This is a genomic window from Exiguobacterium mexicanum (assembly GCF_005960665.1).
Taxonomy (GTDB): Bacteria; Bacillota; Bacilli; order Exiguobacteriales; family Exiguobacteriaceae; genus Exiguobacterium; species Exiguobacterium mexicanum_A.
The window spans coordinates 2,195,893-2,209,765 of record NZ_CP040676.1 but is presented as its reverse complement, the minus strand read 5'-3'; the positions used below and the strand labels follow the sequence as shown (position 1 = coordinate 2,209,765).

General features: G+C 53.0%; 18 protein-coding genes and 1 tRNA gene. 12 read left to right on the top strand and 7 right to left on the bottom strand.

All coding sequences use genetic code 11. The annotated features are described in order from the left end of the window. Window positions 1-7: 7 nt before the first annotated feature. Window positions 8-790 (bottom strand): alpha/beta hydrolase, encoded by a 783-nt coding sequence (locus FED52_RS11770; protein ID WP_138859981.1) that lies wholly within the window; start codon window positions 788-790, stop codon window positions 8-10. Window positions 791-915: 125 nt separating this feature from the next. On the opposite strand from FED52_RS11770, the gene FED52_RS11765 reads away from it, so the two are divergent. The 6 genes from FED52_RS11765 (at window position 916) to FED52_RS11740 (ending at window position 3,795) form a co-directional block, all read left to right on the top strand. Continuing rightward, window positions 916-1,494, top strand: coding sequence for a TetR/AcrR family transcriptional regulator (locus FED52_RS11765; protein ID WP_138859980.1), 579 nt, complete (start codon window positions 916-918; stop codon window positions 1,492-1,494). An 11-nt stretch (window positions 1,495-1,505) separates the two neighbouring features. After that, entirely contained in the window at window positions 1,506-1,835 is a 330-nt protein-coding gene (locus FED52_RS11760; protein ID WP_034781369.1) for a DMT family transporter, read from the top strand. Continuing rightward, window positions 1,832-2,146 (top strand): DMT family transporter, encoded by a 315-nt coding sequence (locus tag FED52_RS11755; RefSeq protein WP_138859978.1) that lies wholly within the window; start codon window positions 1,832-1,834, stop codon window positions 2,144-2,146. The genes FED52_RS11760 and FED52_RS11755 overlap by 4 nt, the downstream gene beginning before the upstream one ends. A gap of 67 nt (window positions 2,147-2,213) precedes the next feature. Beyond that, the gene (locus tag FED52_RS11750; RefSeq protein WP_029596076.1) at window positions 2,214-2,771 is read left to right on the top strand and encodes a GNAT family N-acetyltransferase; all 558 of its coding nucleotides are present in this window, start codon (window positions 2,214-2,216) and stop codon (window positions 2,769-2,771) included. Window positions 2,772-2,858: 87 nt separating this feature from the next. After that, window positions 2,859-2,931 (top strand) — tRNA-Val (locus FED52_RS11745). Between the two features lie 159 nt (window positions 2,932-3,090). Further along, window positions 3,091-3,795, top strand: a complete 705-nt coding sequence (locus FED52_RS11740; RefSeq protein ID WP_138859977.1) for a DUF554 domain-containing protein — start codon at window positions 3,091-3,093, stop codon at window positions 3,793-3,795. Window positions 3,796-3,831: 36 nt separating this feature from the next. On the opposite strand, the gene FED52_RS11735 is transcribed toward FED52_RS11740, so the two are convergent. Next, window positions 3,832-4,614, bottom strand: coding sequence for a pyrroline-5-carboxylate reductase family protein (locus FED52_RS11735; protein ID WP_138859976.1), 783 nt, complete (start codon window positions 4,612-4,614; stop codon window positions 3,832-3,834). A 205-nt stretch (window positions 4,615-4,819) separates the two neighbouring features. Here FED52_RS11735 and yidD point away from each other — a divergent pair, with 205 nt between their 5' ends. Continuing rightward, window positions 4,820-5,089: a membrane protein insertion efficiency factor YidD gene (yidD, locus tag FED52_RS11730; protein ID WP_138859975.1), complete on the top strand. Its 270-nt coding sequence runs from the start codon at window positions 4,820-4,822 to the stop codon at window positions 5,087-5,089. A 131-nt stretch (window positions 5,090-5,220) separates the two neighbouring features. Continuing rightward, entirely contained in the window at window positions 5,221-6,579 is a 1,359-nt protein-coding gene (locus FED52_RS11725) for an alanine/glycine:cation symporter family protein (protein ID WP_138859974.1), read from the top strand. Between the two features lie 18 nt (window positions 6,580-6,597). On the opposite strand, the gene FED52_RS11720 is transcribed toward FED52_RS11725, so the two are convergent. Then, window positions 6,598-6,957 carry a potassium channel family protein gene (locus FED52_RS11720; protein WP_138859973.1) on the bottom strand — a complete coding sequence of 120 codons (360 nt, stop codon included), beginning with the start codon at window positions 6,955-6,957 and terminating at the stop codon, window positions 6,598-6,600. Between the two features lie 83 nt (window positions 6,958-7,040). Here FED52_RS11720 and FED52_RS11715 point away from each other — a divergent pair, with 83 nt between their 5' ends. Next, entirely contained in the window at window positions 7,041-8,282 is a 1,242-nt protein-coding gene (locus FED52_RS11715) for a cytochrome P450 (protein WP_138859972.1), read from the top strand. Between the two features lie 16 nt (window positions 8,283-8,298). Here the strand turns inward: FED52_RS11715 and FED52_RS11710 are convergent, their stop codons facing one another. Next, window positions 8,299-9,048 (bottom strand): sugar nucleotide-binding protein, encoded by a 750-nt coding sequence (locus FED52_RS11710; RefSeq protein WP_138859971.1) that lies wholly within the window; start codon window positions 9,046-9,048, stop codon window positions 8,299-8,301. A gap of 100 nt (window positions 9,049-9,148) precedes the next feature. Here FED52_RS11710 and FED52_RS11705 point away from each other — a divergent pair, with 100 nt between their 5' ends. Next, entirely contained in the window at window positions 9,149-9,703 is a 555-nt protein-coding gene (locus FED52_RS11705) for a GNAT family N-acetyltransferase (RefSeq protein WP_138859970.1), read from the top strand. A gap of 108 nt (window positions 9,704-9,811) precedes the next feature. Beyond that, the gene (locus tag FED52_RS11700) at window positions 9,812-10,621 is read left to right on the top strand and encodes a DUF368 domain-containing protein (protein ID WP_138859969.1); all 810 of its coding nucleotides are present in this window, start codon (window positions 9,812-9,814) and stop codon (window positions 10,619-10,621) included. 65 nt (window positions 10,622-10,686) lie between these two features. On the opposite strand, the gene FED52_RS11695 is transcribed toward FED52_RS11700, so the two are convergent. Further along, window positions 10,687-11,241, bottom strand: coding sequence for a methyltransferase family protein (locus FED52_RS11695; protein ID WP_034781189.1), 555 nt, complete (start codon window positions 11,239-11,241; stop codon window positions 10,687-10,689). 116 nt (window positions 11,242-11,357) lie between these two features. Next, on the bottom strand, window positions 11,358-12,206 hold the full coding sequence (locus tag FED52_RS11690; RefSeq protein WP_138859968.1) for an ABC transporter ATP-binding protein: 849 nt from the start codon (window positions 12,204-12,206) through the stop codon (window positions 11,358-11,360). A 189-nt stretch (window positions 12,207-12,395) separates the two neighbouring features. Here FED52_RS11690 and FED52_RS11685 point away from each other — a divergent pair, with 189 nt between their 5' ends. Continuing rightward, complete coding sequence (locus FED52_RS11685; RefSeq protein WP_138859967.1) at window positions 12,396-13,445, top strand: NAD(P)/FAD-dependent oxidoreductase; 1,050 nt, start codon at window positions 12,396-12,398, stop codon at window positions 13,443-13,445. A gap of 9 nt (window positions 13,446-13,454) precedes the next feature. Here the strand turns inward: FED52_RS11685 and FED52_RS11680 are convergent, their stop codons facing one another. Continuing rightward, on the bottom strand, window positions 13,455-13,871 hold the full coding sequence (locus FED52_RS11680) for a VOC family protein (protein ID WP_138859966.1): 417 nt from the start codon (window positions 13,869-13,871) through the stop codon (window positions 13,455-13,457). Window positions 13,872-13,873 lie beyond the last annotated feature (2 nt).

Sequence of the window (13,873 nt, the reverse complement as noted above, 5' to 3'; positions counted from 1 at the left end):
TCTTTTTTCATGTCAATTCATAGAGGAAGGCGAGGGCGTTCGGTAGCCGACGCCGCCACGCGATCTCGTTATGGACGGCACCAGGCTCGACTTCATAGCGGAAGGCGATCCCTGTTCGCGCGACCGTCTCGACGAGTTTCGCATTCGTATAAAGGTAATCCTCGGGCGTGATCGGTCCGCTCGTCTCGTTCGTCCCGATGTCCATATAGAGACGCGCCGTCACATCGGCCTGCTTCACTTCCCGAATGAGGGAGTCGAGATTAGCCCAAGCGGCTGTCGAGAGCGAGCCGACGCGCCGGATGGACGGATAGGCCGTCATCATATAAAGCGAGATGACCCCGCCCATCGAGCTGCCCATCACGCCGACGTCGTCCGGGTCGGTCGCGTAGCGTTCATCAATCCACGGCTTCAACTCTTGCATGAGCCAGTCGGCGTAAGCACGCCCTTTACCCCCGAGCGTAGGCCGTGTCTTGGCGAGTTCCGGTCCAATCCGCCGGTATAGCATCTCATCCTCATAAAACGAATACTCATCGTAGCGGTCGAGCCAGTCTGGGGCACTCGCGATGGCGACGACCATGAGCGGCAATTGTAAGTCCTCGATGTGGCGGTCGATCGACCAACCTTCGCCGATCGTGGCCGTCTTGCCGTCGAACACGTTTTGACCGTCGTGCATATAGAGGACCGGGATCCGCTCGTCAGCCGAAACAAAGTCGGGACGATAGACACGGACGATTCGTTTCCGTCCGCGTGTCGTCTCGGTCGGTAACGTAAAGCTGAATTGCTCAAGCATATAAAGCGCTCCTTTCCCATTCACTTTCTCCATTTTGCCGGGTGGAACCGGGGAATGCAATCCGTACACTTGACTACCTACCGTTCGTTAGGTAAGGTAGTGAGAGAGAAAGGGGACGATCTGTGATGAATACGAAACAACGAATCGAACTGGCGGCGCGACGCCGGTTTGCGCTTGAAGGATATGAAGGCTTGTCGCTTGCCTCGCTTGCTGAGGATGTCGGCATCAAAAAGGCGTCGCTATACGCCCATATCGAAGGGAAAGAACAACTGTTCAAGCAAGTCGTCGAGGACATGGGGAACCGTTATGCACACATCTGGCAGGAGGCACGGGACGCTTCCGTTGACGCTGCGCCGCTCGAGCGGATCGAGGCGATCGTCGAGGAGTTGATTCGCTTCTTTGAAGAAGAGGAGACATGGATGCTGACGAAGCGGATGTTGCTCGTCCCACCGCCCGAGTTGAGATCATTCATCGAGACGACGCTCGGTTCGGTCGAGACGGAACTACAAGCGTTCGAGAAAGAACAGTTTCGATTGGCGATGGAGCAAGGCGCCTTACCCGAACAGTCACTCGAGGACGTGTATGACGCGTACTATTGTTTTCTAGACGGGGCGCTTCTTTCGCTCTTCACGCTTGAGACGAATCGCGTCAAACGGCAACGGGCCGCATTCACGATTTTCAAGAAAGGAGTCGGTTGGACATGAAACAAGATCAACTGGCCTGGGTTTGGCTCGTGCTCGCCGGTCTGCTCGAAATCGTTTGGGCGACGACGATGAAGCTGTCGAACGGGTTCACGGTGCTCGGTCCGAGCGTGATGACGATTCTATTATTGATTGTGAGTTTTGGATTGTTGGCGATGTCGTTCCGCACCTTACCGGCCGGGACGGGGTACGCCGTCTTTACCGGCATCGGAGCCGTCGGAACGGTCATCGTCGGGGCGCTCTTGTTCGACGAGGCGCTCACCGGGATGAAGCTCGTCTTTATCATCACGCTTCTGATCGGTGTGGTCGGACTGAAACAAGTGACGGGAGGTGAGTCGGCATGAGTTGGATATTTTTGATTGGTGCGGGTCTTGCTGAGATGATGGCCGTCTTTTGGATGGGTAAATCAAAAGGCTATCAGATTGTTAAATGGTCGATCTTGTCGGTCGGAACGTTTGCCTTAAGCTTTTATTTGTTGTCGCGTTCGCTCGAGACGCTCCCGCTCGGATTGGCGTATTCGATTTGGGTCGGGATTGGGGCGGCCGGCGGGGTCGTGCTCGGCATGCTGTACTTGAACGAATCCCGGGACCGGTGGCGTATCTTCTTCTTATTGCTTATTATCGGAAGCGTCATCGGATTGAAAGTTGTCGCATGATCAGGATTAGCTTCGAATAAAAACGGGAATTGAATAGTTCAGACTGTGAACGAAAGGGGCGGGGACGATGAGTCATATCAAACTGCAATCCGAGCGTCTACGACTCGAACCTTACACGATTGCTGATTTTTATTTCGTGAAATCGCTACTCCAAGATCCGCGCGTGATGCGTTTTATTAGCCCGGACGGAAAGCCATATACGGATGAACAGACGATCGAGTGGTTCGAGCGCCAGTTGGCCCGCTATCAGACGGGTCGTCAAACCGGGTTGCTCAAATTGATGTCGCATGAAAATGACGAGCCGATCGGTCATGCCGGCACGTTGCTCCATGAACTCGACGGCACGATTGAACTTGAAGTCGGATATTGGTTGGCGCCGAAGCATTGGCATATGGGATACGGACGCGAGGCAGCGGCTCGTCTCATGCGTCATGCGTTCGAAGAAGGTGAGAAAGAGATCATTTCCTTGATTCATCCGGATAACGTCCCATCGCAACGGGTCGCGAAAGCGAACGGACTGCATTGGGACCGTGACACTGAATATCAAGGCATGCTCGTCTCTGTCTACGCCGGAGATTTAGAGCGGTTATGCCGCCATATGAAACGGGAAGAAATGACGCGTTGAAAAAAAGTAAAAAAAGTTTAAAAAAACAGTTGCCAAGGCATTAGTTTCTTGATATATTAATAGTGTCCTTAAGAGAGGACACGACCTGATTCTGTAGCTCAGCTGGGAGAGCGCTACCTTGACAGGGTAGAGGTCGCTGGTTCGAGCCCAGTCAGAATCACTTGGGTGCCAAACCCGATGCGAAACCCATAGGAACGTGGGTTTCCGCGACGCCACTTCTTGCGAGAAGTGGCTTTTTTTTTGTTTTTCTTTCAATTGACAGTCTACATAAACAGTTGGTATATTCCTCTCAATACATACAGAAACGGGGAATATTACAATGGTCTTAACCGGAACAATCGTCAACGCGGCGTTGATTGTGATTGGCACATTACTTGGACTTTTATTTCACCGCATCCCCGAACGAATGAAAGAGACGGTCACCGCAGCCATCGGTCTCGCCGTCGTCTTGCTTGGGATTCAAATGGGGATGAAGAGTGAGAACTTTTTAATCGTCATCGGCAGTCTCGTCATCGGGGCGGCGCTCGGCGAATGGTGGAAGCTCGATGAGAAGTTGAACGAGGTCGGCTATCAATTGGAACGCCGACTCGGAGGCAAGAGCAAGTCGAGTATCGCCGAAGGCTTCATCACGGCGACGCTCATCTTCGTCATCGGGGCGATGGCGGTCATCGGTGCACTCGACAGTGGATTGCGCGGGGACCATGATGTCCTCTATACAAAAGGATTGATTGACGGCTTTACGGCACTCGTCCTTAGCTCGACGCTAGGGATTGGGGTCATGTTCTCGGCCGTCCCGGTTCTCTTATACCAAGGGGCAATCGCCTTGCTCGCCATCCAAATCATGAAGTTTATCCCGGAATCGCTCATGGATGACTTTATTTTAGAAATGACAGCGACCGGCGGCGTCATGATCGTCGCGATCGGTTTAAATTTGGTCGGCATCACTCGGATTCGCGTCGCGAATCTATTGCCGGGGATTTTGATGGTCGCCGTCATCGTCTCGATTTTACATATCGTCCAATAAAAAATCCGAGAGACGCGATGCGTTTCTCGGATTTTTTCAATTCTTCGGTTGTTCGACTTCTTCTCTCGCACTTTCGCGAAGGGCAGAAGCCATGACGTCTGCTAAATCGCGCGAGCGAAGCACACCGACACCCCGATCGGTCGGACCGTCCGGCGCGGCCACATCTGCGATCAAGTCGTTCGTCGGCCGTGTCTCATGGAGGAGAAGCTCAGCTGATCCTTTCATCGCTTGGGCGACGATTTGACGGGCCGTCGTTTCGTCAAATCCTGCTTCCGTCAAGACCGGTGTCATCGACCCGACAATCTCGTAAAAGAAAGCGGGGCTGCAACCGGCGGCGGCCATAAAGGCCGACATCGTCTTCGCATCAGTCACAGCTGTACGACCAACACGCTCAAACAAAGCCGTCGCCTTTTCACGGACCGTATCATCGGTCTCGGGTCCGAACCAGAGCCCGGTCATCCCGTTTTGATAAGCCACTGGCGTATTCGGCATCGCGCAGACGGCAGGGAGACCTGACGCCTCTTCAATTTCGCTCGGTTCGATATGAGCCGCTACGGAAACGAGGAGCGGTGTGGTCCACGTCTTCGAGCTTACATATGGAAGCACTCCGTCCGGTTGCATCGCAAGGACGACGATGTCATACGCGTTGACATCCTCTTCGTCGACGATTTGCACGCCGAGCTCAGTGTGAAGTTCTGTAAGACGTGTCCGGTCACTCCGGTTCGTCATCGTGATTTGTTCAGGAGACAGGCCTGAGGCTAACCATCCGCGGACGAGTGACTCGCTCATCGATCCTGCTCCTACCATTAAAATATTCATAATCGTCACCTCTTCATATAGATTCGGTCGTGTACATGTTGCCTATCATAACAAATGATACGTCAAATAGCGCCTCTCGTGCTCAAATTGTAAAACAAAGGAAAAACGTGACACCGTCTTGTCACTGGATTGTCGCAGACGTTACGGATGACAAGTCGAACCGGTCGAGCTATCATGGCAGTAATCAATCAGGAGGCGATGAAACGTGAAACGAGTGTTAGTCCGGGGGATTCAAGGGTATCAACGCTTCATTTCTCCGTGGAAACCACCGACGTGTCGGTTTTATCCGAGTTGTTCGCATTATGGGATCGAGGCGATCGAGAAACATGGTGCACTCAAAGGTGGTTATTTGACGACGCGCCGGCTCATGCGTTGCCAACCGTTCCATTCGGGCGGGCTCGACTACGTGCCGGACGAGTTCGATTGGAAGGCGCCGTTACAACGTGAAAAACCCCCATCTCAGCGAGACGTCTAATCGACGGCTCGCTGTTTTAGATACAGCCCCTCTTTCTCTGACTTGTTTTATCACAATACTTTTGACAATCTTCTAAGTATTCTGAAAAAATAGAGATGTACTCATTACATACGGGGAAAGGGGAATACAACATGGGTCAATCGTTCAGTGAACTCATCGGTACGATCTCAAACTTTGTGTGGGGACCACCGTTATTGATTTTGCTTGTGGGGACAGGCATTTATTTGACGGTACGTCTCGGGGGAATTCAAATCACGAAGTTGCCTTACGCACTGAAGCTCGCATTCTCTAAAAATCAGGACAAGTCATCGAAAGGGGACATCAGTCACTTCCAAGCACTCATGACCGCGCTCGCGGCTACGGTCGGTACGGGGAATATCGTTGGGGTCGCGACGGCCGTCGTGCTCGGTGGGCCAGGCGCGATCGTCTGGATGTGGGTATCCGGTTTCTTCGGAATGGCGACCAAATACGCGGAAGCCGTGCTCGCGGTCAAATATCGGGTCACTGATGAGCGGGGACAAATGGCTGGGGGACCAATGTATTACTTGGAGCGCGGCTTGAAACAGCGCTGGCTCGCTGTCGCCTTCGCGGGGTTCGCTTCCCTCGCGGCGTTCGGGATTGGAAACGGGGTACAGACGAATTCGGTGGCGATGGCGCTCAAGACGACGTTTGACGTGCCGTTGTATGTCTCCGGTATCTTGATCATGATCTTCACGGGTGCGGTCATCTTGGGCGGTGTCAAATCAATCGGTCGCGTCGTCAGTTACTTCGTACCGGTCATGATCGTCTTTTATCTCGGCAGTGGATTATTGATTATGATTATGAACTATACGCTCATTCCAGATGCGATTTCACTCATCTTCAGCAGCACGTTAAGCGCCGAGGCAATTGGTGGAGGAGCGATCGGGGCGGCGATTCGTTACGGGGTGGCCCGCGGCGTCTTCTCGAACGAGGCCGGTCTTGGATCGGCCCCAATCGCGGCGGCGGCGGCCAAGACGGATATGCCAGGGCGTCAGGCACTCGTCTCGATGACGCAAGTGTTCCTCGATACGCTCATCGTCTGTTCGGTCACAGGGATCACGCTCGTCATGGGCGGACAAATCGGGTCGGGGCTCGAAGGGGTCGCGTTGACGACGGCGACGTTTGAGCAATTTTTAGGGCCGGCTGGCGGATATATCGTGACAATCGGCCTCGTCATGTTCGCCTATTCGACGGTGCTCGGATGGTCGTATTATGGAGAACGTTCGATTCACTACTTGTTCGGCCAGAAATCGATTATTCCGTATCGCATCGCCTTCGTCCTCGTGGCCGGACTCGGCGCGATGACGACGAACCTTAACTTGGTCTGGGCCCTTTCCGATGTGTTTAACGGTTTGATGGCCATCCCGAACTTGATTGGTCTGCTGTTCTTGTCGGGTGTCGTGATCGCCGAGACGAAACGGTTCAATCAGCAACTCGAGCTCGAAAATCGAAATCGAAAAGCATCTTAACGAAACACGCCACCGTCTTCAAGGAGACGGTGGCGTGTTTCGTTTGCGGACCTCTTCGAGTCGCGCTTGCTGGAGGTGGTCAAAGACTTTGGTGATGAAGCCGACCATGATGCCGACACCAGTAATGACGTAGCCGATCGTGAACACTTTACCGAGATCGGTCGTCGGGACGAAATCCCCATAGCCGATCGTCGTGAGCGTGACGACGCTGAAATACAAGGCGTCAAGCCAACGCATGTCCTCGAACCGTGAATAAAATAGTGTCCCCGAGATGATGGTCAGAAGGGCGAGACTGAACAACACTTGAAACTCAGCGTCTTTCAGACCGCGCCAGATTCCGCGAAACATGCGACGAAATGTCAAAATAAATGAGAGCATTCGCCCGCCTCCTTTCTTTATAGGTTTGTTCGCTAATAACAGGGGAACATCCTCTATAGAAAAGTTGGAAAGGATGATACATCATGACACGACCGATTCCGAAAGAACAAGGGCTCGACCATAGCTTGGCGTTCCTCCGGGAGGGCTACTTGTATGTCCCGAACCGCAGAAAAAGCTTTCAGTCAAACCTATTCGAAACGCGTTTGCTTGGGGAGCGAGCAATCTGTCTCGGTGGTTCCGAGGCAGCCGCTTTATTTTATGACGCGGACAAATTCGTTCGGCAAGACGCGGCACCGAAGCGGTTGCTGAAGACGTTGTTCGGGGAGGACGGGGTGCAGACGCTGGACGGTGCGGCGCATGCACATCGAAAAAAGATGTTCATGTCGCTCATGTTCCCAGGAAATATCGAGCGCCTGACGAGACTTGTCAGCCGTGAATGGGAACGAGCGCTCGATGCGGCCGAAGACGAAACAATGCTCTATGGTATGGCTCAAGAAGTCCTCATGCGGGCCGTTTGTGAATGGGCCGGGGTCCCGCTCGACGAGCATGAAGTGAAACAGCGGACGGATGAGATGCGGTTGTTGTTCGAATCGGGGACGGCCCTTGGACCAAAGCACATACGTGGACGGGCGGCCCGGTCGTCGGCCGAGTCTTGGGTTCGGAAGATGGTCGAGGAAGTGCGGACGAACCGGTTGCTTCCGAACGAACAGACAGCGCTGTATGAATTTTCATGGCATCGTGATGAGGCAGGGGAACTGCTTCCGGCCGATGTCGTGGCGGTCGAGGTGATCAATATTATACGACCGACTGTGGCGGTGTCGATTTACGTCTTGTTCACTGTGCTCGCGTTGCATCAGTTTCCTGGGGCTCGTGCCCGGTTGGCCTACGGCGAGACGGATTCGACATGGTTCGTCCAAGAAGTCCGGCGCTTTTATCCGTTCTTCCCGGTGACGGCCGCGCGCGTCAAGCAGGACTTCGAATGGGATGGGTTTGCGTTCGAGCAAGGGACGCTCGTCTTGCTCGACTTGTATGGGACGAACCACGACCCCTCGCTTTGGACGGAACCCGAACAGTTCAATCCAGACCGGTTCAAAGGTTGGACCGAGAGCCCGTTCACGTTCATCCCTCAAGGTGGCGGGGATGTGGATTTTGGGCATCGCTGCGCCGGGGAACATGTGACGATCGCCATCATGCGTGAAACGATCGACGTGTTCTTGAACCGCTATCGCTATGAGGTACCGTCTCAAGACCTTAGTTATAGTTTTGTGGACTTACCGAGTTTGCCGAAAAGCGGGCTCGTGTTGAAACAGGTTGAACGCAAATGAGTCGCCGAGAGGCGACTCATTTTGTGTGCAAGGCTAACCGTTTCGTGATCGGTTGGATTGTGATGTTCGTGTCGACCATACGGTTATCCCGTTTCGGTTCGTCGGTTCGTTCGATTTGCCATGATGTGTCATGCAACTCTTTCAAGCCGAGTGCGATGTCATAGAGGGAATGGCTCGGGTTGCCGTTCAATTGATACAGTCCCGGCCCACGTTTCGTCAAAATCTCGAACAAGGCGTCCGCCGTATCTTCTAAAAACGAGCAGGACGGGTACCAGTGTGCGCTCGCGACGATTATACCGTTTCGCTTCATCTCGGTCTCGAAATAATCCATCATATTGTTCGAACCGGGACCGTCCCCGATTTGCCAACCGAGGCGGACGATTTGGGCACCGGGATTAGTCCGGGCGATGGTTTCTTCACACGCCCGTTTATAGGCACCATATTCATCTGTTGCATCGGGCGGTGTGTCCGGGGTGATTGGTCCCGTCATATCGTCGGAGAAGACGGAGACGGTGCTCGTGAAGAGGAAGGGGATTTTGTATTCCCCGCATAGACGTGCGAGCGTATCGGCCCATTCGACGGCGCCCATGCCAATATGAAGAAAATAAGTCGGGCGGACCGATTCGATAAAGGCTCGCATCTCAGCCTCGTCAGATGTGGACACTTTCGTGCGGTCCCACGCGACCGGCTCGATGCCGTGCCGCTTTAATGTACGGGCGACGACAGGGGCGACCGTCCCGTTCATGCCTGTCAAAATTGCTTTCATTACTTATTCCTCCCTTCTGTTTGTATCATCCCACACTTCACTGTCCGACAAACCCTTTGAAAGAAGCTTTGTGCTAGACTGATGGGTGGAGGCGATAAAGATGAATATTCGAAAAGCGACACCGGATGACAGCACGCAAATCGCACCGCTCGTTTACGCGGCGATTCACGAAATTGCGTATTCGTTGACCGGTACGTCAGACCAACAACAAGTACTCGAACGACTCTCGATGTGGATTGGTCAGCCCGGAAACCGCTTGAGCTACGAAAACGTTTGGGTGGCGGAAAACGAGACAGTGATGGCGGGCATTCTGATTGCCTACCACGGGGAACGGGCATCGCAGTTGGATGAACCGATCAAGACGTGGCTCCGGACCCAAGGGCAACCGGACACGTTAGACGTCGAAACCTCAGGGGATGTGCTCTATATCGATTCGGTCGCTGTCGACTCGTCGTTCGGCGGCCGTGGGATTGGGACGAAACTGATTCAACAAGCGATCGACCATGCCCGTGAGATAGGCATCCCACAAGTCACGCTCAACGTTGACCAGACGAATCCGGCAGCCGGGCGGTTATATGAGCGGCTCGGTTTCAAAAAAGTGAAAGAAATCGATATCTCCGGAGGACGGTTTGATTATATGGCGCTCGCGCTTTGAATGAACCGTCAATCGGTCAATTATCAGTCTTAAAACCGATGCAAAATGATTGCGATTCGGCTATACTAAATGCTTGAAATGAATCAGTAGCGAAAAAGGAGATCATGTATGGAATGGAAAAATATCCTGCGCGGCATCGCGATGGGGACGAGTGACTTGATTCCCGGTGTCAGTGGTGGGACGATTGCAGTTATTTTAGGAATTTATGACCGGTTGATTGAAGCGATCAGTGGGATTTTCAGTCGACATTGGAAACAGCATATCTTGTTCTTGATTCCGCTCGGGATCGGGATGGCGAGTGCGATTTTAGGTCTTAGCCGCGTAATCGAATTTTTGCTGCTTGAATATTACGAGCCGACCCAGTTCTTTTTCATCGGGTTGATTCTCGGGATAATCCCGTTGCTCCTGTTTGAATTTCGATCGCGTGCGGTCATGCGTCCGGTACATATCGTCGCCATGGCGATCGGGGCCATTCTTGTGGCGAGCATGGCTATCATTAAACCGGCGGATACGGCCATCATTACAGAACTTTCCACAAGCACGGCGATCCTGTTGTTCTTCTCAGGATGGCTCGGAAGTATGGCCATGTTGTTACCAGGGATTAGCGGCTCGTTCGTCTTGCTTCTCATCGGGGTCTATCCAACCGTCATCAGTGCGTTATCGAACTTGAATATTCTCATCATCGGTATCGTCGGTCTTGGGGTGGCGGTCGGTTTCATCGTCAGCAGTAAAGTGATCCGCTATTTGCTCGGCCATTTTCCAGGCATGACGTTTTCTGTCATTTTAGGCCTCGTCATCGGCTCGCTCGCGGTCGTATTCCCGGGTCTCCCGGACACGACGCTCATGTGGGTGCTCAGTATCCTCTCATTTGGAGCAGGCTTTATGATCGTCCGTCTGCTCGGACGCTTCTCTGTATAAAAAAACATGCACGACCGTCATCGATTGACGGCGTGCATGTTTTTGGTTTATTCAGCGATTGTTGCTCAATAGATGAACGGGATCAATCGTTTACGCGATTTGGCCCACGTTCGATACGCGCTCCCGAAATGAGAGGTCAGCATCTTCTCTTCGATATGAATTCGCCATAACAGCGCTAAACCAATCGAGAATGTGCCGAATAAGGCGATGCCCCAATGCGTGAAGTAAAGTGAAAACCCGAGTGTGATAAACAAGAGCCCTGTGTAGAGCGGGTGACGTAAATAGCGATACGGCCCCGAACTGACGAGTTCATCCTCGGGACGGACGACGACGTGACGGGTGAACTGATGGCGCAACTGCCCGATGCCCCAATAGCGGAGCGACACTCCGGCTACGTAGCAACCGAGTCCGAGCAGACGTTGGGGAAGCGGTTGACGTACATCTGTCCAGACGGATAATCCGATGGAAACCGCGAACACGATGACCATGATCAATGAAACGATGTAAAAACTGGCGTGCTCACTGGCGCCGTCGGTCGGCTCGGACCGATTTCGGTAACGCCAAATTTCATATAGCCAAGCGACTGAGATGAGAATGAAGAACCCGTCTAACCAATCCATAGCGTGCCTCCTTTCTCAGTATCTTCCACTCAATACCCGCGTCTTCCTCCCCAAAAACGCACGCTGAATGAAAAAACGTCTCGCAATGTGCGGGACGTCAAGTAGTGCTCAGCCGATTAATACGCGTTGGTAAGCAGTGCTGCGGCGACCTGTTTGTCGTGTTTCACTTCGTTTGTCTCTTCTTTGATCAAGTGATACGTGAGACACATCGGCTTCTCGGTCCGCGGGTCGCGACCGATGATGGCATCGATGTGGAATACTTGTCTGAGGACGAGCGGACAGATGACTTCTTCGGCCGTTCCTGTCGCGAGTACTTCGCCGTCTTTCATCGCGACGATGTGATCGGCAAAGCGAGCGGCCTGATTCAAGTCGTGGAGGACCATGACGATGGTTCGTCCTTGGTCTCGATTGAGCGTCTCGAGCAGTTCGAGTACTTCGAGCTGATGGGCCAAGTCGAGATACGTCGTCGGTTCGTCCAAGAAAATCAAATCGGTCTCTTGGGCGAGCGCCATCGCAATCCATACACGCTGACGTTGTCCGCCTGAGAGGGCATCGACGCTGCGGTCTTTATAGGCGAGCGTCCCGGTCACGTCAAGCGCCCAATCAATCACTTCATGATCATGTTTCGAAAGGCGGCCAAATCCGGATTGATAAGGGAACCGGCCGTAGGAGACGAGTTCTCCAACCGTCAATCCGCCGGCACCTTCTGGCGTTTGCGGCAGGATCGCCATTTTTCGGGCGATCTCTTTCGTGTTACATTTGGCGATGTCGGCTCCGTCCAAATGGACTGAACCGTTAGACGGAGAAAGAATCCGGGTCATCGCCTTCAAGAGCGTCGATTTTCCACAGCCGTTCGGTCCGATGATCGTCGTGATTTTATGGTCGGGAATCGACAAGCTCAATTGTTTTACAATCGTCTTGTCGCCATATCCGACCTCGATATCTGTCGTATGTATCCGTGACATGATGGATTCCCCTTTCCGTAGATGACGCCCGTGATAATGATTCTCAATATCGAATCTACTATAGCAAGTGCCACACATCGTGTCAATGTTTGTTTGATGTCAAAATAGATTGTCGACAGGCGTGTTTCAAGGTATAGTGAATGAGAATGAGAATCAATGGCGCTGGAGTTTCAAGGAAGGGTGAGGGCGATGAGCGAACAAGATGTATATGATGTAACGATTATTGGGGGCGGACCAGCCGGACTATATGCGACGTTTTATAGTGGGCTTCGTGGGATGAAGACGAAATTGATTGAGTTTCAACCACATCTCGGCGGCAAAATCCATGTCTATCCAGAGAAGATGATTTGGGACGTGGGCGGGGTCACACCGACGACCGGTGCTCGCCTTATCGAACAATTGGTGGAACAAGGCTTGACGTTTGATCCGACCGTCGTGCTCGGAGAGAAAGTCGAATCGATGACGAAGGACAACCAAGGCCATTTCGTACTCGATACGACACATGGACAGCATGTTTCCAAGACGGTCATCGTCGCGACAGGAAGCGGCATCCTACAACCACAGAAAATCGATATCAGCGGGGCAGAGCGCTTCGAGGTCTCGAATTTACACTATACGGTCAAATCGCTCATGGCGTTCAAAGGAAAGACAGTATTGATCTCAGGGGGCGGCAACAGTGCCATCGACTGGGCCAATGAGCTCGAACCGATTGCTGAGCGCGTCATTTTGACGTACCGGAAAGAAGCGCTCAAGGGACATGAGTCACAAGTCGATAAGTTGCTTTGTGGCCGTGTCGACTGTCGGTTGCATACGCAAATCGAAGACCTCATCTCTCGGGATGGGACGACGATTCATGCTGTTTCGCTCGTCGATTGCGAGACGGGGGAACGTGATCTCGTAGAAGTCGACGAAGTCGTCATCAACCATGGGTACGAGCAGGATACGGCGCTGCTCGGTGATTGCGAGTTACAAGTCGAGATGGTGGATGGTTTTTACGTGAAAGGCAATGCGAGCAGCGAGTCGTCGGTGCCAGGTTTATATGCAGCGGGCGATATCTTAACGCATGAAGGGAAAGTCCATCTGATTGCCGGTGCTTTCCAAGATGCGGCCAATGCCGTCAACCGTGCAAAGACGTTCATCGATCCGGACGCCACGAAAGCGGCGATGGTGTCCTCGCACAACGAACGGTTGAAGACAAAAAACCGTGATATCATCGAGCAGGCATTACAAAAGCAGTGAGGGGCTCCCTCACTGCTTGTTTGTTGTCGGATAGTCGCACAGTTCGACGATGACGCCGCCCGAATGACGTGGGTCCATATAGATGAGACGTCGGCCTTTTGCCGTCGTCCGCAACGTGTCCTCTAAAAAGGAAATGCCGTCTCGTTTGAGCGACTCGATCGATTGGGTTAAGTCATCAACCCGGTAGGCGATATGGTGGACGCCTTTGCCTCGTGCTTTCATGAAGCGGGCGATTGGACTCGTCGGGCTCGTCGGCAACAACAGTTCAATCACATCGTCACCGACGTGGATGACGGCGATTTCCGTCTCGACGCCGACCGCTGTGTTTGTGTAGCGATCGACGAGCTTCCCTTGTAGGACGGTCGTGTAAAATGAAATCGCTTCGTCTAAATCACGGACAGCGATTCCGGTATGGTCAATGTGCATCT